Below are 23,989 nucleotides of genomic sequence, written 5' to 3'. Positions count from 1 at the left end.
GAGAGACCCGACAGCGACCTCCACCACCTGATCCGGACAATGCCGGCGAAGGGAGCCCACCTCGCAGGTCTCGTACGAGCAGCGCAAGTGCGCCGACGGCGGTACGGCCCGCGTCGTGCCAGGCCCCGGGTTCCGACGGCCCGGGAAGAACCGGTGACGGGATCGCGCGATGGCTCCGGACGAGAATGCCCGGGATCGGCCGCGGAGGGACGCCGAGCCGGAGCGCGGCGGCCCTCTGGCCGATGCGCTGGCACAGGCCCGGGGCCAACTGGACGGCCTCCTGGACGCGGTCACCGCGATCGGCTCGCATCTCGAACTCGACACCGTGCTGCGGCGCATCGTCACCACCGCGATGGAGCTGGTCGACGCCCGCTACGGCGCGCTGGGCATCTTGGACGAGGACGGCCGCCTGCTGGCCCAGTTCATCCCCATGGGGCTGACCGACGCGGAGAAGAAGGCCCTGGACGGCGTGCCGCTGCCGCACGGGCGCGGGCTGCTCGGGCGCCTGATCCGCAGCCCCGAGCCCCTGCGCGTCGACGACATCGCGGCGCATCCGGACGCGGCCGGATTCCCTCGCGGCCATCCACCGATGAAGACGCTGCTCGGCGTCGCGATCCGGGTGCGCGGCCGAGTCTACGGCGACCTGTACTTGGCCGACCGCCACGACGGACGGCCCTTCGACGACCAGGACGAAGCCCTCGTCACCGCCCTGGCCGGTGCCGCGGGCGTGGCCATCGACAACGCCAGGCTGGTCGACCGGATCCGCTCCGATGCCGAACGCTTCCAACGCCTGCTCCTGCCCACCCTTCCGGATCTGGCCCCCTTCGACGCCGCCGCCGTGTACCAACCGGCCACCGCTCCCGGGCACATCGGCGGCGACTGGTACGACGCCGTGCTCCTGCCGGACCACGCCTGCGCCACGGTGATCGGCGACGTCGTCGGCCACGACCTGCACGCCGCCGCCGCGATGGCCCAGATCCGCAGCATGCTCCGCGCCCTGCTCTACGACCTGCGCACCCCGCCCAGCGCGGTCCTCACCCAGCTCGACCGCACCATCCACGCCATCACCGACCTGCCGCCCGCCACCGTCTGCCTGGCCCGCATCGAACCCGCCGGAAGCCCGTGGACGCTGCACTGGAGCAACGCCGGGCACCCGCCGCCCCTCGTCCTCGCCCGTGGCGGCGCGCGGTACCTGGACGCCGACCCGGGCCTGCCCCTCGGCGTCGACCCCGACCAACCGAGACCGGACCACACCTTCCCGCTGCCCGCCGACGCGACCGTGCTGTTCTTCACCGACGGGCTGGTCGAACACCCCGCCCACGGTCTCGACAACCGCCTCGACGCCCTGGCGGCACTCGCCACCGCCCACGCCGACGAACCCCTCGGCGATCTCTGCCGCACGCTCACCGCCCATCACCCCGGCGACGGCCACGACGACATCGCCCTGCTCGCCGTGCGCACCCCCTCGTGAGACTCCGGCGGCGGCGCCCTCCGGGGATGGGGGTTCGGCCAACTGCCGTGCGGGCAAAGGGAAAGCTCGGCCGTTCAGGTGATTTGTGCGACGACGCGCGCAACCACAAAGTTGGATCTCGTCAGGGGTGGTGAGCGTAGTGGTGCGGGCGCGCACCAGCCGCTCGTCGTCGACTTCGGGAGGCAAGACCCCATGGCCACATATGAGACCGAGATCCACACCGGCGGCGGCGGATGGCAGAGCGACGTGCCGCTGTCCCTGAGCATCGCCAACCGTGACGGTACCGTCCCGGCGGACGGCCGGCCGTCGACCGGGACCACGGTGACGGGGAGCGGCGAACAGGGCAACGGCTCGGTGACGTTCTTCGACAGCGGCAACAACTTCCAGGGGACCGCGCAGTTCCCCGGCGAAGGCCCGGTCGGCTACCGCGGACGGCTCCGCGGCTGAACCGCGAACTCGGCGCGGCGCCGGTCCCGTTCGGCCTGGTCGGCCTGGTCGGCCGACGCGGCAGCCGGCGTCCGTCGGCACCGCCGACGGACGCCGCGCCGTGCCACCGGCCCTTGTCGTGGCCGCGTCCCCGCCTACGTCCGCCAGCGGCGCTGTGCCGGGATCTTGGCCAAGGGCGGGCGGGTGAGAGTGGTTTGGCGTACGAGCTGGTGGAGGCAGGCCGTCATGGCCGTGGCGGGCAGGACCGCGGCGACGACGGCACGCGCGTCGGTGGAGGCGTAGGGCACGGACAGCGCCATGGACAGAGCGGCGAAGGCCAGGACGACGATCCAGGAATGCAGTGCGTGGCGGCGGTAAATGCCCGCCCGCAGGATCGACAACGCCGCGACCGCCCAAGGGCCGTAGACGAGGACGGGCCACCATCGCGAGGGGGTGCGGTGCCCGGACGTCTGCCGCAACGGCTCGAGCGTGTCCACCGCGCCGAGGACGGCGACCAGCGCGACCAGCGCGACGTTCACCACCATCAGCGTACGGCTGAGCCAGGTCAGGCCGCGCCGGTCCGCGATCGGTTCGGCCGGGCCCTCGGGCCATCGCCGACGGGGTCGGCGGTGGCTCCGGGGTCGGCCACTGCCGATCTGCAGAGGAACGGTGGCGTGGGCATCACCGTGCGACCCGTCCGGCAGCTGGGAAGGGTCGGTCCCGGTATCACGATGCCGGTCCTGTTCTGTCCGTAGGGAACCGTCGAACTCGGTTTTGCCCGCTGCCGATCCGCCCGTCTCGCGACGCGGAGGGAGCCACACGATGGACTGGTCGAAGGGGGCGTAGTCGTAGCCGTACAGGGGGACGACTCGCTCATTCACTCGAGAGGGTAGGACTACCCGCGGACGGGCGGAGACGGCGCGCATAGTCGCCCTCCAGCAGAAGCATGTCCGCGGCGAACTTCTCGATGTCCGCGGAACAGTAGCGAAGCAGGACGCGCTCGCCCCCGCGTTCGAGGCGCGCGCAGCGCGACTTGGCGGGCAGAGCGGCACGAGGGGTCAGCATCCACTCCCCCAGTCGGCACGGTGATTTCCAGAGAGCCATGCCGTACCAACGACACAAAGGTAGCTGCGCAACGGCAAATAATAGAACGTTTCCCTTCAAATCAAGGCGTCTCAAGTCATCTTCGGTCAGCCGCTGCCGATTCCCGGAATCTGTGCATGTCAGCGCCACAAGAGCCCGGTACGGCCCGAGGTCCCGTCCACGCCCGGCGCCCGCCCCACCCCGCTACCCCGCCGCCGATTCCCCTGCCGATTCCGCGAGGGTGCGCTTGTCGATCTTGCCGACGGGCGTACGGGGCAGGTCCGGGGCGATGCGGAGGGTGTCCGGCATCTTGTACGGCGCCAAGCCCGCGGTCGTGAGGAACGTCTTGACGTCCGGCAGCGTCGGCGGGTCCGCGGGGTCGGTCGGGACGACGACCGCGCAGACCCGTTCGCCGAGGACCTTGTCCGGGAGCGGAATTACCGCCGCCTGGCGGATCTTGGGGTGCGCCGCCAGGTGCTCTTCGAGTTCCCCGGCCGGCACGCCCTCGCCGCCCCGGTTGACGACCTCCTTCACCCGCCCCTCGACCACGAGGTGGCCCGACGGCAGTCGCCGCACCAAGTCGCCGCTGCGGTAGTACCCGTCCGGCGTGAACGCGTTGGCGTTGTGCTCGGGCACCCGGTAGTACCCGCGGATCGTGTACGGGCCCCGCGTGAGCAGTTCCCCGATCTCCCCGTCCGTGACGTCGGCACCGCCGCCGTCGACGATCCGCACCTCGTCGTCGGGGCTGAGCGGCCGCCCCTGGGTCTCGGCGACCAGGTCGTCCCCGTCCTCCGTCCGCGTGTAGTTGAGCAGCCCCTCCGCCATCCCGAAGACCTGCTGCACCCGGCACCCCAGTCCCGGCCCCAACTCGCGGGCCAGCGCGGCGGGCAGGCGCGCGCCGCCGACCTGGATCAGCCGCAGCGCGGAGCGGTCGCCGGGCTCCCACTCCCACATCTGGCTCCACAGGTCGGCGATCGGCGGCACGACGGCGGTGACGGTGACCTTCTCGCGTTCCATGAGCGGGAACGCCGCGTCCGGGCTCGGTCCCGAGGCGAGCACCGCGGTGCCGCCGACTCCGAGGATGCCGAGGATGCCCGGGCAGGCGAGCGGGAAGTTGTGGGCCACGGGCAGGACCGCCAAGTACACGTCCTCGGGAGTGAGTTCGCAGACCCCAGCGCTGGTGCGGGCGTTGTAGGCGTAGTCGTCGTGGGTCCGCGGGATCAGTTTGGGCAGCCCGGTGGTCCCGCCGGAGACGAGCAGGAGGGCGACGTCGTCCGGTCGCGGGCCCGGGGGGAGGCCTGCCGGGTCGGCATCGACGGAGGCCAAGGCCAGCGCGTCGGGTCCGGGCTCGCCGGCGACGAGGACGTGCCGCAGTGACGGAACGCGCTTGCGGATCTCGCCGGCCAGCGCCCGGTGGTCGAAGCCGGCGTGGGTGTCGGGGACCACGTAGGCGACGGCTTCGGACAGCTCCGCGAGGTGTCCGATCTCGTGGGCGCGGTGCGCGGGCAGGCACAACGCGGGCACCGCGCCCAGACGTGCGAGCGCGAACAGCACGACGACGAAGTCCGCCGTGTTGGGCAGTTGGACGAGGACCCGGTCGCGCGGCCGGATGCCGAGACGGGCGAAGCCGGCCGCGGTCCGGTCGGCGCGCCGGTCGAGTTCGGCGAACGTCGTCCGCCCCGCGTCGTCGACGAGAGCCGTCCGCTCGGGCCATTGCAGGGCCCACGCCCGCAGCAGCTCGCCCAGGGTGTCGCCGCGCCAGTATCCGGCCGCGCGGTAGCGGGCGGCGGCATCGGCGGGCCACATGGTGCAGCCGTCGAGGAGATCGGAACCGGGGGTCGGCTCGGCATCGGGTGCGGAGGCGGGGGAAGGCATCGGGTGTCGTCCTTTGCTGGCTGGTGCGGGCTGGTGACGGCGGGCACCGCGTCCACAGAGCGGTGCCCGCAACGCGGTGTCGGACGCCGGGCGGCGGCGCGGCGGTCGACGGGAGGAGTGGCCGTGGACGGCAGGTGCGGGTCGGAGCCCGCGGGGTCGGTGGCGGGCCGGACGGCGGCAGCCGCCACCGGCGTGCCGAACACCTCGCCCCTCACCCGACCACCTGCCTCACCCCAACGCCGCCTCCACCTCTTCGTCGCTCATCGCCGCGACCGCGAGGTACACCTCGGCGACGGCGCCGGTGCGCCCCGGTTCCCCCTCCTCCGCGACGAGCCGGGCGGCGAGGGCGGCGACCGTGCGGGTGGCGAGCAGGGCTCGGACCGACAGGCCGTCGGTGTCGAGCGCTTCGCGGAGACGGCCGACGGCCGCGGTGGCGAGCACCGAATCCCCGCCCAGCGCGAAGAAGTCGTCGTCGCGGCCGACCACTGCCGGTGCCGTGCCCGCGCGGCTCAAGACCTCGCGCCACACGGCCGCCACGACTTCCTCGACCGGCCCCCGCGGTGGCCGGTGGGCGAGCCCGCCCCGGCCCCGCTCCCACAGCGCGGCCAAAGCCGCCCGGTCGGTCTTGCCGTTGCGCGTCAGCGGGAGTTCGGCGAGCACCGCCACCGTGTCCGGAAGCATGTGCGGGGGGAGCAACTCCTGCACCACCGCCAGAATCTGTTTCTCCGTCAGCCCCGGCTCCGCCACCACCGCGGCGGCCAAGGCCCGGCCCGGCGTGCCGACGACGCCGGCCGCGGCCTGCCGGACGCCGGGGACCGCGGCGAGCGCGGCTTCGATCTCCCCGAGTTCGATGCGGTAGCCGCGGAGTTTCACCTGATGGTCGCGGCGGCCGAGGAACTCCAGCGTCCCGTCCGGCAGATAGCGTGCCAAGTCGCCCGTCCGGTACCAGCGTTCGCCGTCGTGTTCGACGAACCGATCGGCGGTGCGGGCCGGATCGCCGCGGTAGCCGAGGGCGACGCCGTCGCCGCCGATCCACAGTTCGCCGGGGACGTGGTCGGGCCGGTCGCGGCCGAGGGTGTCCACCACGCGGCAGCGCACGTTGGCGAGGGGCCGGCCGTAGGGCACCGCACGCCACCATGCAGGCAGCCGGGAGTCGGGCGGGACTTCGTACAGCGTGGAGTGGATGGCGGTCTCCGTGGTGCCGCCGAGTCCGGCGAACCGGCAGGCCGGGACCTGGGCGTGCAGGCGGCCGGGCAGGTCCGTGGTGACCCAGTCCCCGCCGAGGAGGACGACGCGCAGCGTGTCGGAGATCCGGTCGGCGCCGTCCTCGGCGGCGGTCAGCAGCATGGCGAGGAGCGCCGGCACACAGTTGAGCACGGTGACCCGGTTTTCGCTCAACTGGCGCAGCCAGTAGGCCGGTTCGTACCGTTCGTCGGCCTGCGGCAGCACCACGGCGCCGCCTGCCGCGAAGGGCGCGAAGATGTCGAAGACCGAAAGGTCGAAGTCGAGTGCGGACAGGGCCAGCGTGCGGTCGTCCGGGCCGAGCGCGTACCGGGCGACGAGGTCGTCGATGGTGTTGACGGCGGCGCTGTGCGGGAGTTCGACGCCTTTGGGCTCGCCGGTGGAGCCGGAGGTGAAGAGGATGTAGGCGGCGTCCCGTTCGTCCCCGGCGGCCGGCGCGGCGAGCGGCTCGGCGTGCCGGGCGGCCTCGGCGAGGGCGATCGCCGCCGCGTGCGGGGACGCTCCGGTGCGGCCGTCCGCGTCGAGGACGAGGCGGGCTCCCGCGGTGGCGTGGATCCGGGCCCGGCGCGCGGCGGGCTGTTCGACACCGACCGGGACGTACGCCGCTCCCGCCGCCAACACGCCCAGCACCGCCAGGACTTGGTCGGGACCCTTGGGGAGGATGACGGCGACGGTGTCGCCCCGGCCGATGCCGCGGGCGGCCAGCGCGGCGGCGACGCGCAGCGCGCGGTCGGCGAGGTCTCCGTAGGTCCAGCGCACGTCGGATCCGGCGACGACCGCGAGGGCGTCGGGCCGGGTGCGGGCGCGGGTGAAGAACGGATCGTGGAGCCGCCGCCGGCTGCGGGGGGCCGTGGTGGCGTTGGCCCGGGCGCGCACCGTGCGCTGGACGTCCGGCAGGAGGTCGCCGATCGGCCGGTCCCAGTCGGCGTCGGGGGCGCCGAGGCGGGTGACCACGGTGCGGTAGGCGTCGAACATGGCGTCCGCGACGCCGTCCGCGAAGAGTTCCTCGCGGATGTCCCAGTTGACGAGGAGTCCGCCGCGCACTTCGGTGACCTGGGCGTCGAGCAGCACCTGCGGGCCTTGCGAGATGATCCACTCGGGTTCGCCGAACAAGGCCCGGACGTCGTCGGCGAACAGTTCGCCCAGGTTGAGCGCGCTGGTGTAGACGACGGGCGCGACGACCTGGCCGCCGCGGGCCCGGGAGAGGTCGCGCAGCACCTCCAGCCCGGCGCGGTCGGCATGCGCGGCGTCGTCGTGCAGCCGGGCCTGGAGCGCACGGGCGCGGTCGAGGAAGGTGCCGGGCCGGCCCAGGTCGCTGTCCAGCAGCACGGAGCCGGTGAAGTCGCCGACCAGGCGCGGCACGTCGGGGTGGATCTCCTCGCGGTCGAACAGCGGGAGGTTCAGCAGGAAGTGCGGTTCGGCGGTCCACCCGGCAAGCACGTGGGCGAAGGCCGCGGCCAGGGCCATCGCCGGGGTGACGCCCTGCCGGTGGGCGCGCTCCTGCCACCGCCGCTTGTCGTCGGGCGCGAGCCAGAGGTGGCGGCGGGTGACCCGGGCGGGGTCGCCGCGTTCGGCTTCGGCGCGCAGCGGCAGGTCGGGGGCGCCGGGCAGGTCGGGGAGGCGGGCGTCCCAGTGCGCGCGGGCCCGGGCCGCGGCGGCGGCGCGCAGCGGCGGCCGGTCGGCGAGGTAGGCGCGGTGGTCGTACGCCAGCGGGGGAAGGGGTGTGCCGGGTGCGGCGTAGAGCGCGGCGAGGTCGGCGAGGAGGATGCGGAAGCTGAGCGCGTCGGCGGCCGCCATGTCGACGTCGACGTGCAGCCGGGTCGCGCCGTCGGGCAGCAGGGTGAGGCGGATGTCGAACACGCGCCCGGCTTCGATGTCGAGCATTTGGTGCGAGCAGGCGTCGCGCAGTTCGTCGAGCCGGGCGGCGGCCGCCTCGGGGGCGAGGCCGCGCAGGTCTTCCACGGTGAGCAGCGGCCCGGGCGGTGCGGCGAGGACCTGCTGCAGGCCGTCGGGGGTGATGCGGGTGCGGAGCGCCGGATGCCGGGCGGCGAGGGCACGGACCGCGGTCTCCAGCCGCGCCGGGTCCAGCGGGTCCAGGGCGTCGGCGGGCCGGTCGAACTCGGTGTAGAGGTGGGCCGCCACGCCGCCGAGGACTTGGTCGTCGCCGCGTCCGACCCAGTACGCGTGCTGCATCGCGGCGAGCGGGAACGGCGCGTGGGGATCCGCCGGGGGGTCCGCTTCGGCCGTGCCGCCGTCCGCTCCCGCGGCACCCGGCGCGGCGGTCGCCGCCGGCGCGTCGGCGGCGTCGGGACCGGCCGCGGCGGCGGCCAGGAGCCCGGCCCAGGCGGCGATGCTGGGGTGCTCGGCAAGTTCCGCGAAGGTGATCTCCGCGCCGCGGCGCCGCCACCCGCCGGCCAGCCGCATGAGCCGGAGCGAGTCGAGCCCGTGCTCGATGAGGTTGCCGTCGACGGGCACCGAGTCCGGTGCGCATTCGAGTAGTTCGGCCACCTCGCCGCGTATGGCGCCGACGCTCCAGTCCACCGTGTTCCCCTTCCGCCCGGCAATGGTCCGGCCCGCGGGCAGTGGGTTGACACCCCACGCGGGCGTCACAAATATAGGGTAGGCAAACCTAACTAAGGCAAGGCTTTCCGAAGTTCTCCCCGCCGCCCGGTGCGGCGGGCCGGGCGCGCCCAGGAGGCGGCACGTTGCGACAGGAATCCTCCGCTCGGGACGGCCGACCGGCCGACCGCCGCCGGGAACTGATGAAGCGTCTGCTCGCCGGGAAGGGTCTCGGCGGAAAAGCCGGCGGCGGAATCCCGGCCCGCGATCGGGCCCTCGGCCCGGCCCCGCTGTCCTACGCGCAGCGCAGTCTGTGGCTGCACCACCAAGCACACCCCGGCAGCACGTCGTACAACGGCTGCCTCGTCGTCGACCTGGCCGGCCCGCTGGACGCCGGGGCGCTGCGGACCGCGCTGCACGCGCTCGTCGTGCGGCACGAACTGCTGCGCACGGTCTACCGGGTGGCGGACGACGGCGAGCCCCGCCAGATCGTCGCCGAGGTCCCCCGGCTCGACGTCCCGCTGCGGGACCTCTCCGCGATACCCGCGGACGCGTGGGTGCAGGCGGCCGACGCCGCCGCGGCGGAGCTTGCCTCGCGGCCCTTCGACCTCGCCCACGACCAGCCCGTGCGCTGGGAGTTGCTGCGGTTCGCCGCCGACCGCCACGCGCTGGTCCAGGTCGTGCACCACATCGCGTGGGACGGCGGCACCTGGGGCGTGCTGTCCCGGGATCTCGCCGCCCTCTACCGGGCGACCGTGGAAGGCACCGCGCTTCCGGCCGTCCCGGAGATCCAGTACGCGGACGTCGCCGCCTGGGAGCGGGCCCGCGACAGCGCCGCACCGGAGGCCGGTGCCGACACGGAGGGCGTCGCCTTCTGGCACGAGCGGCTCGCGTCGCTCCCCGAGGCCGCCGAACTGCCCGCGGACGGTCCGCGGCCGCCCGTCGGAGACGAACGCGGCGGCCGTCGGACCCGCCGCTTCGCCCCCGAACTCGCCGGCCGCTTGGCCGCGTTCGCGACGGACGCGGGCACCACGCCGTTCACCGCGGCCCTCGCCGCGTTCGCCGCCGTGCTGCGCCGCCACACCGGCGCCGACGACCTGCCGATCGGCACCCTGACGATGGACCGCAGCCGCGCGGAGGCGGCCCGCCTGATCGGCAACTTCAACAACACCGTCGTGCTGCGCTGCGACACCGCCGAACCGGCGGGCCGGACACCGACTCTGACGTTCCGTCAGCTTGTTGGCCGGACGGCGGAGACCTGTTCCGGCGCCTTCGCCCACCAGGATGTGCCCTTCGACCGGGTCCTCGACGCCGTGCGTCCCGCGCGCAGCCCGGGCCGGACACCGCTGTTCGACGTCATGTTCGGGCTCCTCGCCCACGAACTCGCGGCGCCGGAATTCCCGGGCGTGACAGCGGCATGGCGTCACATCCACAACGGGACCACCCAGTTCGACTTGGCGTTGGAGTGCTTCCTGCGCCCCGGTTCCCTGGTCGTGGAAGCAACCTACCGGCAGGGCCTGCTCGCTCCGCACAGCGTGGACGTCCTGCTGGCGCACCTCGAAGCACTGCTCGCCGCGGCGCTCGACGCCCCGGACACCCCTCTCGCGCTGCTCGACGCGGTCGCCCCGCCCACCCGACCCGACCCGGTGCCGGTGCCCGACGGCGGCGTGGCCGCGCTGATCGACCGCCGGATCGCCACGGCCTCCGAGGCGGTCGCCGTAATCGCCGACCGCACCCTGACCTACCGCGAACTCGGCGCGCGCGCCGACGAGATCCGCGCGCTGCTGCCGCAGGGTGCCCTCTGGACGGCGTCCGGCGCCGCGGACGGGCGCCGCGAACCGGTGATCGCTCTCGCCCTCTCCCGCTCCGCGGATCTCCCCGCGGCGCTGCTCGCCGTGCTCCGCGCCGGTGCCGCCTACCTGCCGCTCGACCTCAACCAGCCGCACGAACGCACCGCGCTCATGCTCGGCGACGCACGCCCCGACGCGGTGCTGTGCGACGCCGCCACGCCGGCCGACCTGCCGGTTCCGGACGGCATTCCCCGCGTCCGGATCGACGGGCCGTCCGCCGCCGCGGCGTTCGCGGCTCCGGCGCGCCCGGCGCCGCCCGGCGCCGCCGCCTACGTGATCTTCACCTCCGGATCCACCGGCCGCCCCAAAGCCGTCGTCGGTACGCAGGCCGCGCTCGCGAACCGGCTGTGGTGGGGACGCGGTGATGCCCCGCGCGTGCGGGTCGCCAAGAGCGCGCTGGCGTTCATCGACGGCACCACCGAACTCCTCGGCGGGCTGGTGGCCGGGGACACCGTCGTCGTCGCCGACGACGCGACCGCGGCCGATCCCGCGGCGCTCGCCGCACTCGTGGACCGGCACCGCGTCCAGGTCGTGACGGTCGTGCCGAGCCTGCTCGCCACGCTCCTGGACACCGCGGCCCCCGGCTCGCTCGCTTCCGTCACCACCTGGATCAGCTCCGGCGAGGCGCTGCCCGCGGCGCTGGCGGACGCGGTGTCCGCCCGATGGCCGGATGCCGCGATCGTCAACCTGTACGGCTGCTCCGAAGCCGCCGGCGACAGCCTCGCCCACGCACGGACCGCGGCCGGATCCGTCCCCATCGGCCGTCCCATCGCCAACACCCGCGCCTACGTGCTGGACGCGGCGCTCCGCCCGGTCCCCGACGGTGTGCCCGGCGAGCTGTACCTCGCGGGCACCGGCCTCGCCCGCGGCTACCTCGGCCGCCCGGCGGCGACCGCGGAGCGGTTCCTGCCGGACCCGTTCGCGGGTCCCGGCACCCGCATGTACCGCACCGGCGACCGGGTGCGCCGGGGCGCGGACGGCGCGGTGTGGTTCCTCGGCCGCACCGACCAGCAGGTGAAGATCCGCGGCGTTCGCGTGGAGCCCGGCGAGGTCGAGGCGCGCCTGCTGGACCTGCCCGGCGTGGCGCGGGCCGCGGTCGCCCCGGTCGCGGGCGGCGACGGCGCGCAGGCGCTGGCCGCGTATCTCGTCCCGGCGGACGGGCACACCCTGGAGATCGACGATGTCCGCACCGCGCTCGCCGCGCTGGTGCCGTCCGCGATGCTCCCGGCGACGTTCACGCTCCTCGCCGAACTCCCCCGCAACGCCAGCGGAAAGGTCGACCGCAGGGCGCTGCCGCGACCGCGTCCCGGCGACCGCGGGCCGGCCGGGCGGGCTCCGGCGGACGCCCGCGAAGCGTCGGTCTGCGCGCTGTTCGCGGACCTGCTGGGCGTACCGCAGGTCGGCCCGGACGACGATTTCTTCGCCCTCGGCGGGCATTCGCTGCTGGCCGCGCGGCTGGCCAACCGGGTACGCGCCGTCCTGGGCGTGGAGGTGTCGCTTGCGGACGTCTTCCGTGCGCCGACCCCGCACGGCCTCGCCGCCGCGGCCGCGGAGGCGGCGCCGGCCCGTCCTCCGGTGCGCGGCACCGAACTGCCCGCCCCGGTCCCGGCGTCGTTCTCCCAGGCCGGGCTGTTCCTGGAGGAGCAGCTGCGCGGGCCGTCGGCGGCGTACCACCTGCCGCTGGGGCTCAAGCTGACCGGCGCCGTGGACCTCGCCGCGCTCCGCGCCGCTCTGGTGGACGTGGTGGGACGGCACGAGGCGCTGCGTACGCTGCTGGTCGCGGACGACGGCGTTCTGCCCGTCCAGCGGGTCCTTTCTCCCGCCGAAGCGGCCACCCGGCTGCGCTGCGACGTGGTGGACCTCGCCACCGAACCCGGCACCCGATTGGCGGCGGAGACCACCGCCGCGGTGGCCAGGCCGTTCCGGCTCGCCGACGATCTTCCCATGCGCGCGGCGGTGTTCACCGCCGCGGACGCGACGCACCTGGTACTCACCCTGCACCACACGGCCGCCGACCGGTGGTCGTACGGGCCGCTGCTGGCCGACCTCGCCGCCGCCTACACGGCGCGGGCCGCCGGCACCGCACCGTCCGCGGTCTCGGCGCCCGCCCTCGTCACCTACGCCGAGTACACGGCGTGGCAGCGCGCGCTCCTGGGCGCCGACGCCGGGTCGGCGACGGACGTGGCGGTGCGCCAGCTCGACTTCTGGTCCAAGGCGCTGGACGGCCTGCCGGACGAGGCGGCGCTGCCCGCCGACCGGCCCCGCCCCGCCGACCCCACACTGCGCGGCGGCGCCGCCGAGGCGCTGGTCCCGCCCACGGTGACCGCCGCGCTGCGGTCCTTGGCCCGCGCCCACGGCGTCGGCCCGTCCGCGGTCCTGCAGGCGGGTGTCGCCGCATTGCTGCACCGGATGGGCGCCGGGGACGACATCGCCCTCGGCGTGCCGGTCGCGGGGCGCACCGACGAGGACCTGCACGACGTCGTCGGGTTGTTCGTCAACACCGTGGTCGTGCGCGCGGATCTGCGCGGCGACCCGGCGTTCGGCGCGCTGCTCGACCGGGTCCGGGACACCTCGCGGGCCGCGTTCGCCCACGCGGACGTGCCCTTCGCCTGGGTCGTCGACCGGTTGGCCCCGCCCCGGGTGCTGGGCCGTCATCCGCTGTTCCAGGTGTCGGTGGCGCATCACCGGGCCGACGAAGTCCGGCTTGCGCTGCCGGGGATCGAGACCGCGGCGTATCCGCCGCCGACCGGCGCGGCGATGTTCGACCTCGACCTGCGCTGCGTGGAGACCGACGGCGACGGGATCCGCATCCAGGCGGGCTATGCCGCCGACCGCTTCGACCACGGCACGGTCGCCGACCTCCTCGACCGGCTGGTGCGGCTCCTCGCCGACGCTGCCGCAGCCGCCGGCACCCCGGTGTCCGCGCTGGGCATCCTCACGCCGGACGAGCATGCCGCCCTCACCGCACCGCCGGCCGCGCATCCGGTCCCGGACCTCCGCGTCGACGAACGCATCGCCGCGCAAGCCCGCGCCACACCCGAGGCCGTCGCCCTGGTCGGGCCGGACGGCGCGGAGGTCCGCTACCGCGAACTCCTCGGCAACGCCGACCGCCTGGCCGGTCTGCTGGCCGCCGAAGGCATCGGCGCGGGGGCTGTCGTCGCGGTCGCCGTGCCGCGCTCCACGGCGCTCGTCGCCGCCTTGCTGGGCGTGCTGCGCAGCGGCGCGGCCTATCTGCCGCTCGACCCGGAGCATCCGGATGCGCGGCTGGCGGACATGCTCGCCGACGCAGCGCCCCGGTGCGTCGTCACCACGTCGGGCGACGCCGCCCGGTTCGCCGGATCCGGTATCCGGGTGATCGCGGTCGACGACCCCGCGGTGGCGGCGTTCCCGGCGGACGCGGCGCCGCCGACGACCGGAGGTTCCCCGGCCACGGCCGGCGATCCGGCGTACGTCCTGTACACCTCCGGCTCTACGGGGCGGCCGAAGGGCGTGGTCGTGTCGCACCGCGCACTCGCCAACCAGCTCGCGTGGGTGCAGCACGCGTTCCCGTTGGCTGCCGGCGACCGGTTCCTGCACAAGGCGCCCGCCGGATTCGACGTGGCGATCTGGGAGACGTTCTGGCCGCTCGCGGCCGGGGCGACCGTGGTGGTCGCCGAGCCCGGCGGCCAGCGCGATGCCGCCTACCTCGCCCGGCTCATGGACGAGCAGGGCGTGACCGCGGCGCACTTCGTCCCGCCGATGCTCGACGCGCTGCTTGCCGAGTGGCCGCCCGCCGACCCGTCGCAGGCGTCCGCTGCCCCGCTGCGGCTGCTGCTGTGCGGCGGCGAAGCGCTGCCGCCGGGGATCGCCCTGCGGGCCGCGCAGGTGCTCGGCGTCCGGCCGCACAACACGTACGGCCCCACCGAGGCGGCGATCACCGCGACCTCGTGGACCCCGCCCGACGACGACGGCGGCGCAGACCCCCGAACGGTGCCGATCGGCGCTCCCGTGTGGAACACCGGCGCGCTGGTGCTGGACGGGCGTTTGGCGCCGGTCCCGGCCGGGGTGCCGGGCGAGCTGTACCTGACCGGCGCCCAACTGGCCGACGGCTATCTGGGGCGTCCGGGGCTGACCGCATCGCGGTTCACCGCGTCGCCATACGGTCCTCCCGGGTCCCGGATGTACCGCACCGGCGATCTGGTCCGCCGACGCGCCGACGGTGCCTTGGAGTTCCTCGGCCGGACAGACGACCAGGTCAAGGTCCGCGGCGTCCGCATCGAGCCCGCCGAGATCGAAGCGTGCCTGGCCGCGCACCCGGACGTCGCCGCCGCCGTGGTCGCCGTCCGCCGTGCCGCATCAGGCACACCGCGCCTGGTGGCCTATGCGGTCCCCGACCCGGATGCCGCCCCCGACACGGAAGCCCTGCGCGCACACCTGGTCGACCGGCTGCCCGAACACCTGGTCCCCGCGGTCGTGGTGCTCGTGACCGCGCTCCCGCTCCTGCCGAACGGCAAGACCGACCGGGCCGCGCTGCCCGATCCCGCCGCCGGCCCCGCGCCGGCCGGCCCGCACACCACCCCGCGTACACCCGAAGAAGCCGCCCTGGCCGAGGTGTTCGCGGAGGTGCTCGGCTTGCCGCGCGTCGGTGTCGACGACGGGTTCTTCACCCTCGGCGGCGACAGCATCGGCGCCACCCTGCTCGCCTCCCGGGCCCGGACGGCCGGGCTGCCGTTCACGGTCCGCGACGTGTTCCGCCACCCGACCGTGGCCGCGCTCGCGCGGACCGCGGCGGCCAACCGGGCAAGCGCGGACGAAGCGTCACCCGAGGCCGCCCGCGGCGCCGCCACGGCCCCCGGCCTCGCCCCGGAGCAGTTCCGCGCGCTCGACCGGGCGCTGGGCGGCGCGGGCGTCGCCGACGTGCTGCCGCTGTCGGCGCTGCAAGAGGGCCTGCTGTTCCACTTCCTCATGGACCTGGCCGACGACACCGCCCAGGGGATCTACACCCAGCAGGTCGTCCTGGACCTCGACGGCCCGGTCGACCCGGCGGCGATGGCCGACGCGGTCCGCGCCGTGCTGGAGAAGTATCCGAACCTCCGCGCCGGATTCGTCCCGCTCGACGACACCACCGTGCAGGTGATTCCGCAACGGTGGGAACTGCCGTTCCGGTATGCCGACCTCACCGAGGCACCGTCCGCCGCCGCCGCCGGCCCGCGACCGGCCGCGGCCTTCGACGCCTTCGCGGCCGCGGAGCGCGACCGCCCGTGGGATCCCGCCCGGCCGCCGCTGATCCGCTTCGGGCTCGCCCGTACCGGCGACGACAGACACCGTCTGGTGATGACGTCCCAAGTCCTGCTGATCGACGGCTGGTCCAGCGGACTGGTGCTCACGTCGCTGCTCGCCGCCTACACCGACGCACAGCGAGAACTCGCCCGCCCCACAACGCCGTTCCGAACCTACCTCGACTGGCTGCGGCAGCGCGACGCCGATCGGTCCCGCGCGGTCTGGGCCGCGTACCTCGACGGGATCGCCGAGCCGACCCGGCTCGCGCCCGCGGGCCACGACGCGGACGGTGTGTCCGCGGCGTCCGCCGCGTCCGCCGAGGAGTTCGTCCGGACTCTCCCCGCCGGCCTGACCGAGCGCCTGACCGCCCGGGCCCGGGAAGCCGGTGTCACGCTCGGCACGGTCTACGAGTGCGCCTGGGGGCTGCTGCTCGCCCGCCTGACCGGCCGCGACGACTGCGTGTTCGGCGCCCTGGTGTCGGGCCGCCACCCCGACGTGGCCGGCGTGGAGACCACCGTCGGACTGCTGTTCAACACCGTGCCGGTACGGGTGCGGGTCCGCGCGGGCGAGTCGCCGCGGGCGCTGTGGCGCCGGGTGCACGACGAGAAGTCCGAGCTGTTCGACCACCCCGAACCGGGGCTGGCCGAACTGCAGGCGGCCACCGGCCTGGGACCGCTGTTCGACACCTTCTTCGTGGTGCAGAACCTGCCGCTCCCAGCCACCGCGACCCGGTACGGCCCGGACGGCGCCCTGCGGGTGCGCGGACACGAAGTCCGCGACGCCACGCACTACCCGGTCTCGATGGTGGTGACCCCCGGCGCCGAGACCACCCTGCGCGCGATGTTCCACACCGGGGCCTTCGACCGCGACGAAGTCGAGCTGCTGGCAGACCGGTTCGTCCGGGTAATGGCCGGCTTCGCGGACGACCCGGACGCCGCGTGCGCGCGCATCGGCCTGCTGTCCCCGGCCGAGCACGACCGGGCGCTGACCACGTGGAACGCCACCGGGCACGACCTGCCCGACGTCACCGTCGCGGAGCTTCTCGAGGAGCGTGCCGCCGCCGAACCGGACGCCGTGGCCTTGGTGTTCCGGCCGGGTGCCACGGACGCCGTCACCTGGACGTACCGGGAGCTCAACGCCCGGGCCAACCGCATCGCCCGGCTGCTCGCCGCCCACGGCGCGGGACCCGAGCGGGTGGTCGCCCTCGCACTCCCCCGGACGCCCGACATGGTCGCGGCTCTGTTCGCCGTCCTCAAGACCGGCGCCGCGTACCTCCCGCTGGAACTCGACCTGCCCGCGCAGCGGCTGGCGCTGCTCCTGGACGACGGCGCACCCGTCTGTGTGCTCACCGCCCAGGGCGTGGCGCGGGACGTCCCCGAACACCCCACCGCCGCGCGCGTGCTCATCGACGCGCCCGCGACGGCCGAGCACCTGCTCCGCCTGTCGGACGCGGATCCGACCGACGACGAACGCCCGGGCTTCACCCGCGCGGACGCCCACCGGATGGACCATCCGGCCTACATCATCTATACCTCCGGCACGACCGGTCGGCCGAAGGGCGTCGTCACCCCATACCGGGGCCTGACGAACATGCAGTACAACCACCGCCGCCACATCTTCGACCCGGTGGTACGCGAAGCCGGACGACGCCTGCGCATCGCCCACACCGTGTCCTTCGCCTTCGACATGAGCTGGGAAGAACTCCTCTGGCTCGTCGAAGGCCACGAAGTCCACATCTGCGACGAACAACTCCGCCGCGACGCCCACGCCCTCACCAGCTACCTCGACACCCATCGCATCGACGTCGTCAACATCACCCCCACGTACGCCCAACACCTGCTGGACGAAGGGCTGTTGGAAAGCCGGCACCGGCCGTGCCTGGTGCTGCTCGGCGGCGAAGCCGTATCCGACACGGTCTGGTCGGCCCTGCGGGACACGCCGGGCGTCCTCGGCTACAACCTGTACGGGCCGACGGAATACACGATCAACACCCTCGGCGCGGGCACCGACGAATCCACGACACCCGCCCTCGGACGGCCCATCCACAACACCGAGGTCTACGTCCTCGACCACCATCTCCGGCCGGTGCCCCAAGGCACCCCGGGCGAGCTGTACGTCGCGGGCGCCGGGCTGGCCCGGGCCTACCACCGCAACCCGGCGCAGACCGCCGCCCGGTTCGTCCCCAACCCGTTCGGACCGCCCGGCAGCCGCCTCTACCGGACCGGCGACCTCACCCGCCACCGCCCCGACGGCACCCTCGACTACCTCGGCCGCACCGACCACCAGACCAAAATCCGCGGCCACCGCATCGAACCCACCGAAATCGAAACCGTCCTCACCCACCACGCCGAGGTCACGCACAGCGCCGTCGTGCCGTCGCCCGGCCCGGACGGCATGCCGCGGCTCGTCGCGTACGTGGTCGCGGACCCGGAGGCTTCGGCCGGTGCGGACGCCGCCGCCGAGCAGCTGGCCGAGTGGCAGCAGATCTACGACGCCGAGTACCACGAGATCGGCACCGCGCTGTTCCGCGAGGACTTCGCCGGATGGGACAGCAGCTACGACGGCTTGCCGATCCCGGTGGAGCACATGCGCGAATGGCGGGACGCCACGGTCGCCCGCATCGCGGGCCTCGCCCCCGCCGACGCGACCCGGCCGCGGCGCATCCTGGAGATCGGTGTCGGCACCGGTCTGCTGCTCGGCCGTCTCGCGCCGGATTGCGCGGCGTACTGGGCCACCGATTTCGCCGCGCCGGTGATCGCCAAGCTGCGCCGCGACATCGCCCGCGATCCGGAGCTGGCCGCCAAGGTCGAGCTGCGGGCCCAGCCCGCGCACGACCTGTCGGGGCTGCCCCGCGGGTTCTTCGACACGGTCGTCGTCAACTCGGTCGCACAGTACTTCCCGGACGCCGGCTACCTCACCGACGTCGTTCGGCAAGCGCTCGGCCTCGTGGTCCCCGGGGGCGCGGTCTTCCTCGGCGACCTGCGCGACCTGCGGCTCGCCCGGAGCTTCCACACCGCGATCCAGCTCGCCCGCACGGACAACGGCGCCGACGACGCGGACGTCCGGGCGGCGATCGAACGGTCGCTGGTCTGGGAGAAGGAACTCCTGCTCGATCCCGGCTACTTCACCGCGCTTCCGAGCCATGTGCCGGGCTTGGCCGGTGTCGATGTGCGGATCAAGCGCGGTCGCCACCACAACGAACTCTCCCGTTACCGGTACGACGCGGTGCTCTACCGCGAGGCCGATCCGTGCGCGGACGACGTCGCCACGCCGTCGGCGCCCGTCCCGGCCGGCGGCGCGGTGGAGGTCTCCTGGGCGGACACCGGCATCGGGGCCGTGGCCGCGCTCCTCGACGACGGCCCCGCCGACACCGTGCGGGTCACCGGCATCCCCAACGCCCGCCTGGCCGGCGAGGCCGCGGCCGCGCGGGTGCTGGCCGACGGCGGCAGCGTCGCCGAGGCACGCGCCGCCCGCGACGCGGCCCACCCGGACGCCGTCGAGCCGGACGCGCTGCACGAGTTGGGCGCCCGGCACGGCCGCCCCGTATCGGTGACCTGGTCGGCGCGGCCGGACGGCACCTGCGACGCGGTGTTCGCGCCGCGCGACGCCGCCGCGCCGCTGTCCGGCGCCTACGCACCAGGCACGCCGAAGCCGTCGTTGTCGGCGTACACGAACAACCCGGCGGCGACCCGCGAGGCGGGCACGCTGGTGCCGCGGCTGCGCGAGTACCTGCGGGAACGGCTGCCCGACTACATGGTGCCGAGCGCCTTCGTGGTGCTGGACCGGCTGCCGCTGACCGTCAACGGGAAGCTCGACGTGCGCGCCCTGCCCGCGCCGGACGCCGGGGCCCGGCCGGTCGGCCGGGCCCCGGAGACGGCCGAGGAGAAGGCCGTCTGCGCGCTGTTCGGCGAGGTGCTCGGCGTGGCCGACGTCGGCGCGGACGACGACTTCTTCGACCTGGGCGGGCACTCGCTCCTCGCCGCCCGGCTGGCCGCGAAGGCCCGCTCGGTGCTGGGCGTCGACCTGGCCATCCGGGACGTCTTCGGGGCGCCGACGGCGGCCGCGCTCGCCGCCCGCATGGGCCCGCTCGCGGACGGCGACCGGGCCGGTGCCCGGCCCGTGCTCGCGGCGCGTCCGCGCCTGGAGGAGGTGCCGCTGTCGTATGCGCAGCGACGGCTGTGGCTGCTCGGGCAGTTCGCCGATGCGAGGACGGCCTACCACGAACCGGTCGCGGCGCGGCTGCACGGCCCGCTCGACCGGGACGCGTTGCAAGCGGCCGTCCGCGACGTGGCGGCGCGGCACGAGGCGCTGCGCACCATCTGCGTCGAGGCCGGGGAGGAGGCGCCCGACGCCGCTGTCGGCCACGACCCCGGCGACCGTCTGACGCAGCGGCTCGTGCCCGTCGACCACCCGGCCTTCGAGGCCGAGTTCGTGGAGGTGGCCGCGGGCTCGCGGGCCGAGGCGGAGACCCGGGTGACCGCGCTGATCAGCGAGGCCGTGCGGCGTCCGTTCGACCTGGCCGCCGATCCGCCGCTGCGGGTGTCGGTGTTCACGGTCGCCCCGGACGAACACGTGCTGCTGTCGGTGTTCCACCACATCGTCGTCGACGAGTGGTCGATCCGGCCGTATGCCCACGACCTCGCGGCCGCGTACGGGGCCCGCCGGGCCGGTCGCGCGCCGGAGTGGGCCGCGCTGCCCGTGCAGTACGCGGACTTCACGCTGTGGCAGCGGGACCTGCTCGGCGACCCGGCCGACCCGGCAAGCCGCTATAACCGGCAACTCGCCTACTGGAGGAACGAGTTGTCCGGCATCCCGCAGGAGATCGCGCTGCCGTCCGACCGTCCGCGCCCGACGCGGGCGACCTACCGCGGCGGCACCGTCGAAACCCTCCTGGACACTGCCGTCGCCGACCGGCTGCGCGGCATCGCCCGCTCGGCCGGGGCGAGTTCGTTCATGGTGATGCAGAGCGCCGTGGCGCTGCTGCTGCATCGGATGGGGGCGGGCGACGACATTCCCCTCGGCAGTCCGGTCGCGGGCCGCGACGAGGAGGAACTCGCGGGACTGATCGGGTTCTTCGTCAACACGGTGGTGGCGCGCGCGGACGTCTCGGGCAATCCGACGTTCCGCGACCTGCTGGCCCGGCTGCGGGACACCGACCTGCGTGCGTTCGCCCACCAGGACCTGCCGTTCGAACGGCTGGTCGAGGCGCTCAACCCGGTGCGCTCGCAGGGCCGCAATCCGCTGTTCCAGGTGATGGTCGGCTACCAGAACCAGGCCGTCGGCACCGTCGACTTCCCCGGTCTGCGGGTGGAAGGCGCGCGGTTCACGCCGCCGACCGCCAAGTTCGACCTGGACTTCGTGTTCCGCGAAACCAGCGAGACCGGCGTACCGGTCGGCCCTCTGGAGATCGCGATCGAGTACGCGTCCGACTTGTTCGACCACGCCACCGCAGAACGGCTGCTGTCCCGGCTGGTGCGCGTTCTGGAACGGGTCGCCGCCGCACCGGACGAGCGGATCGGCTCGTACGACGTGCTGACGCCCGACGAGCACCGGCAGGTGGTGGCCGAATGGAACGCCACCGCGCACGACCTGCCGAACGTCACGGTCGCGGAGCTTCTGGAGGAGCGTGCAGCCGCGGAACCGGACGCCGTGGCCTTGGTGTTCCGGCCGGGTGCCGCGGACGCCGTCACCTGGACGTACCGGGAGCTCAACGCCCGGGCCAACCGCATCGCGCGGCTCCTACGCGCGGAGGGGGCCGGCCCGGAGCGCGTCGTCGCCCTCGGGCTGCCGCGCACGCCCGACATGGTCGCGGCCCTGTTCGCCGTCCTCAAGACCGGCGCGGCGTACCTCCCGCTGGAACTCGACCTGCCCGCACACCGCCTGGCGCTGCTGATCGAGGACACGTCGCCGGTGTGCGTCGTCGGCGCCCGGTCGGCCGCGGACCGGCTGCCCGACGAGGCGGCGGCGCTGTTCCTGGACGATCCGGACACGGCGACGCGGCTGGCCGCGCTGTCGGACGCGGATCCGACCGACGACGAACGCCCGGGCTTCACCCGGGCGGACGCCCATCGGATGGAGCACCCGGCGTACATCATCTACACGTCGGGGACGACGGGCCGGCCGAAGGGTGTGGTCACCCCGTACCGGGGTCTGACGAACATGCAGTACAACCACCGGCGCCACATCTTCGACCCGGTGGTGCAGGAGGCCGGGCGTCGCCTGCGCATCGCCCACACCGTGTCCTTCGCCTTCGACATGAGCTGGGAAGAACTCCTCTGGCTCGTCGAAGGCCACGAAGTCCACATCTGCGACGAACAACTCCGCCGCGACGCCCACGCCCTTACCGCCTACCTCGACACGCACCACATCGACGTCGTCAACATCACGCCGACCTATGCGGCGCAGCTCGTCGAACTGGGGCTGCTCGACGCGGGGCACCGGCCGTGCCTGGTGCTGCTCGGCGGCGAGGCGGTGGGCGGGGACGTGTGGTCCGCGCTGCGGGAGACCCCGGGAGTGCTCGGCTACAACCTGTACGGCCCGACCGAGTACACGATCAACACCCTCGGCGCGGGCACCGACGAATCCACGACGCCTGCTCTCGGACGCCCCATCCACAACACCGAGGTCTACGTCCTCGACGAGCACCTGCGCCCGGTGCCGCCGGGCGTGCCCGGCGAGTTGTACGTGTCCGGCGCCGGCCTCGCCCGGGCCTACCACCGCGCCCCCGCCCAGACCGCCGCGCGGTTCGTGCCAAACCCCTTTCGCGCGCCGGGCACGCGCCTGTACCGGACCGGCGACCTCACCCGCCACCGCCCCGACGGCACCCTCGACTACCTCGGCCGCACCGACCACCAGACCAAAATCCGCGGCCACCGCATCGAACCCACCGAGATCGAAACCGTCCTCACCCACCACCCCGACGTGGCGCAGGCCGCGGTGGTGCCGACGGCGGACCGGCTGCGGCTGGTCGCCTACGTGGTGGGGGCCGTGGAACCGGCCGCGCTGCGCGCGTGGTCGGCCGAGCGGCTGCCCGACTACATGGTGCCGAGCGCCGTCGTGCCGATGGACGTGCTGCCGCTGACCGTCAACGGCAAGCTCGACCGCGACGCGCTGCCCGAACCCGACCTCGCCGACGCCGTCTCCGCCCGCGGACCACGCGACGAGGACGAGGCCGAGCTGTGCCGGATCTTCGCCGCGGTGCTCGGCCTGCCGCGGGTGGGCGTGGACGACGACTTCTTCGCGCTGGGCGGGCATTCGCTGCTGGCGGTGCGCCTGGTGTCGCTGATCCGCGGCGCGGGCCTGTCCGACGACCCGGCCGCGGTGACCGTGGCGACGGTGCTGACCGCGACCACGCCGGCCGCGCTCGCCGCCCGGTTGCGGGACGGCCGCCCCCGCGCCGACGCGGCGCTGGCGCCGCTGCTGGCGCTGCGTCCGGACGGCGCGCTGCCGCCGCTGTTCTGCGTGCACCCCGGGTTCGGACTGGCCTGGCCGTATGCGGCGCTGCTGCCCTACGTGGAGCCGGAACGGCCGGTCTACGGCCTCCAGTCGCCCGTGGTCGCGGGCGCCGAACCCGCCGCCGGATTCGCGGCGCTGGCCGCGGAATACCTGGCACGGGTCCGGCGCGTGCAGCCCCGGGGGCCGTACCACCTCCTGGGCTGGTCGTTCGGCGGGGAGATGGCGTTCGCGCTGGCCGCGCTCCTCCGGGAGGCCGGCGAGGACGTCCGGTTCCTGGCGGTCCTCGACGCGCAGCCTCCCGCGCCGCTGCCGTCCGGCGAAGGCCGTTCCGGCGCCGACGGGTTCGGCACTGATGCCGCCCTCGACCACCTGGCCCGCGCGGTGCCGGGCGGGGACGCCGACGTGCTGACCGGGTTGGGAGACGACGTCGTCGCGCGCCTGATCGCGGCCCGCAGGCTGCACGAGTTCCTGGCCCCCGAAGCGCCGCTCCCGGCATTCGACGGCGACGTGCTGTGCGTCGTCGCCGAGGGCAACGCCCGGCATACCGGCGCGGCCGCTTGGCGGGACCGGGTGACCGGCACCGTCAGCTCTCACGAAGTCCCCTATCACCACGACGACTTGTTGTCCCGCGATGCGGTCGGCCGGATCGGCCCGCTGCTGCGCGACGCCTTGGCGCACCGCGACACGCCGTGACGCCGGCGGCGGTGCGGCGGCCCCTACCAGGCCCACCGCCGCACCGCCCCCTTCTTGCTGCACTGCACTCCACCTC

General features: G+C 74.5%; 6 protein-coding genes. 3 read left to right on the top strand and 3 right to left on the bottom strand.

The features are described from left to right. Positions 1 to 169: 169 nt before the first annotated feature. Positions 170 to 1,471 (top strand): PP2C family protein-serine/threonine phosphatase, encoded by a 1,302-nt coding sequence (locus ABEA93_RS12590; protein WP_345675544.1) that lies wholly within the window; start codon positions 170 to 172, stop codon positions 1,469 to 1,471. 192 nt (positions 1,472 to 1,663) lie between these two features. Then, positions 1,664 to 1,918 (top strand): hypothetical protein, encoded by a 255-nt coding sequence (locus tag ABEA93_RS12585; RefSeq protein ID WP_345675543.1) that lies wholly within the window; start codon positions 1,664 to 1,666, stop codon positions 1,916 to 1,918. A 134-nt stretch (positions 1,919 to 2,052) separates the two neighbouring features. Here ABEA93_RS12585 and ABEA93_RS12580 read toward each other — a convergent pair whose 3' ends face one another. The 3 genes from ABEA93_RS12580 to ABEA93_RS12570 form a co-directional block, all read right to left on the bottom strand. Next, positions 2,053 to 2,436, bottom strand: coding sequence for a hypothetical protein (locus ABEA93_RS12580; protein ID WP_345675542.1), 384 nt, complete (start codon positions 2,434 to 2,436; stop codon positions 2,053 to 2,055). Between the two features lie 748 nt (positions 2,437 to 3,184). Continuing rightward, on the bottom strand, positions 3,185 to 4,855 hold the full coding sequence (locus ABEA93_RS12575; RefSeq protein WP_345675541.1) for a (2,3-dihydroxybenzoyl)adenylate synthase: 1,671 nt from the start codon (positions 4,853 to 4,855) through the stop codon (positions 3,185 to 3,187). Positions 4,856 to 5,083: 228 nt separating this feature from the next. Next, positions 5,084 to 8,638, bottom strand: coding sequence for a non-ribosomal peptide synthetase (locus ABEA93_RS12570; RefSeq protein ID WP_345675540.1), 3,555 nt, complete (start codon positions 8,636 to 8,638; stop codon positions 5,084 to 5,086). Between the two features lie 221 nt (positions 8,639 to 8,859). Between ABEA93_RS12570 and ABEA93_RS12565 the strand changes: the two genes are divergently transcribed. Then, positions 8,860 to 23,913 carry an amino acid adenylation domain-containing protein gene (locus ABEA93_RS12565; RefSeq protein ID WP_345675539.1) on the top strand — a complete coding sequence of 5,018 codons (15,054 nt, stop codon included), beginning with the start codon at positions 8,860 to 8,862 and terminating at the stop codon, positions 23,911 to 23,913. The last annotated feature ends 76 nt before the right edge of the window (positions 23,914 to 23,989 follow it).

This window comes from Yinghuangia aomiensis, from assembly GCF_039542225.1.
GTDB lineage: Bacteria > Actinomycetota > Actinomycetes > Streptomycetales > Streptomycetaceae > Yinghuangia > Yinghuangia aomiensis.
Note: the sequence above shows the minus strand (reverse complement) of the source record. Positions and strands in the feature narration are given on the sequence as shown.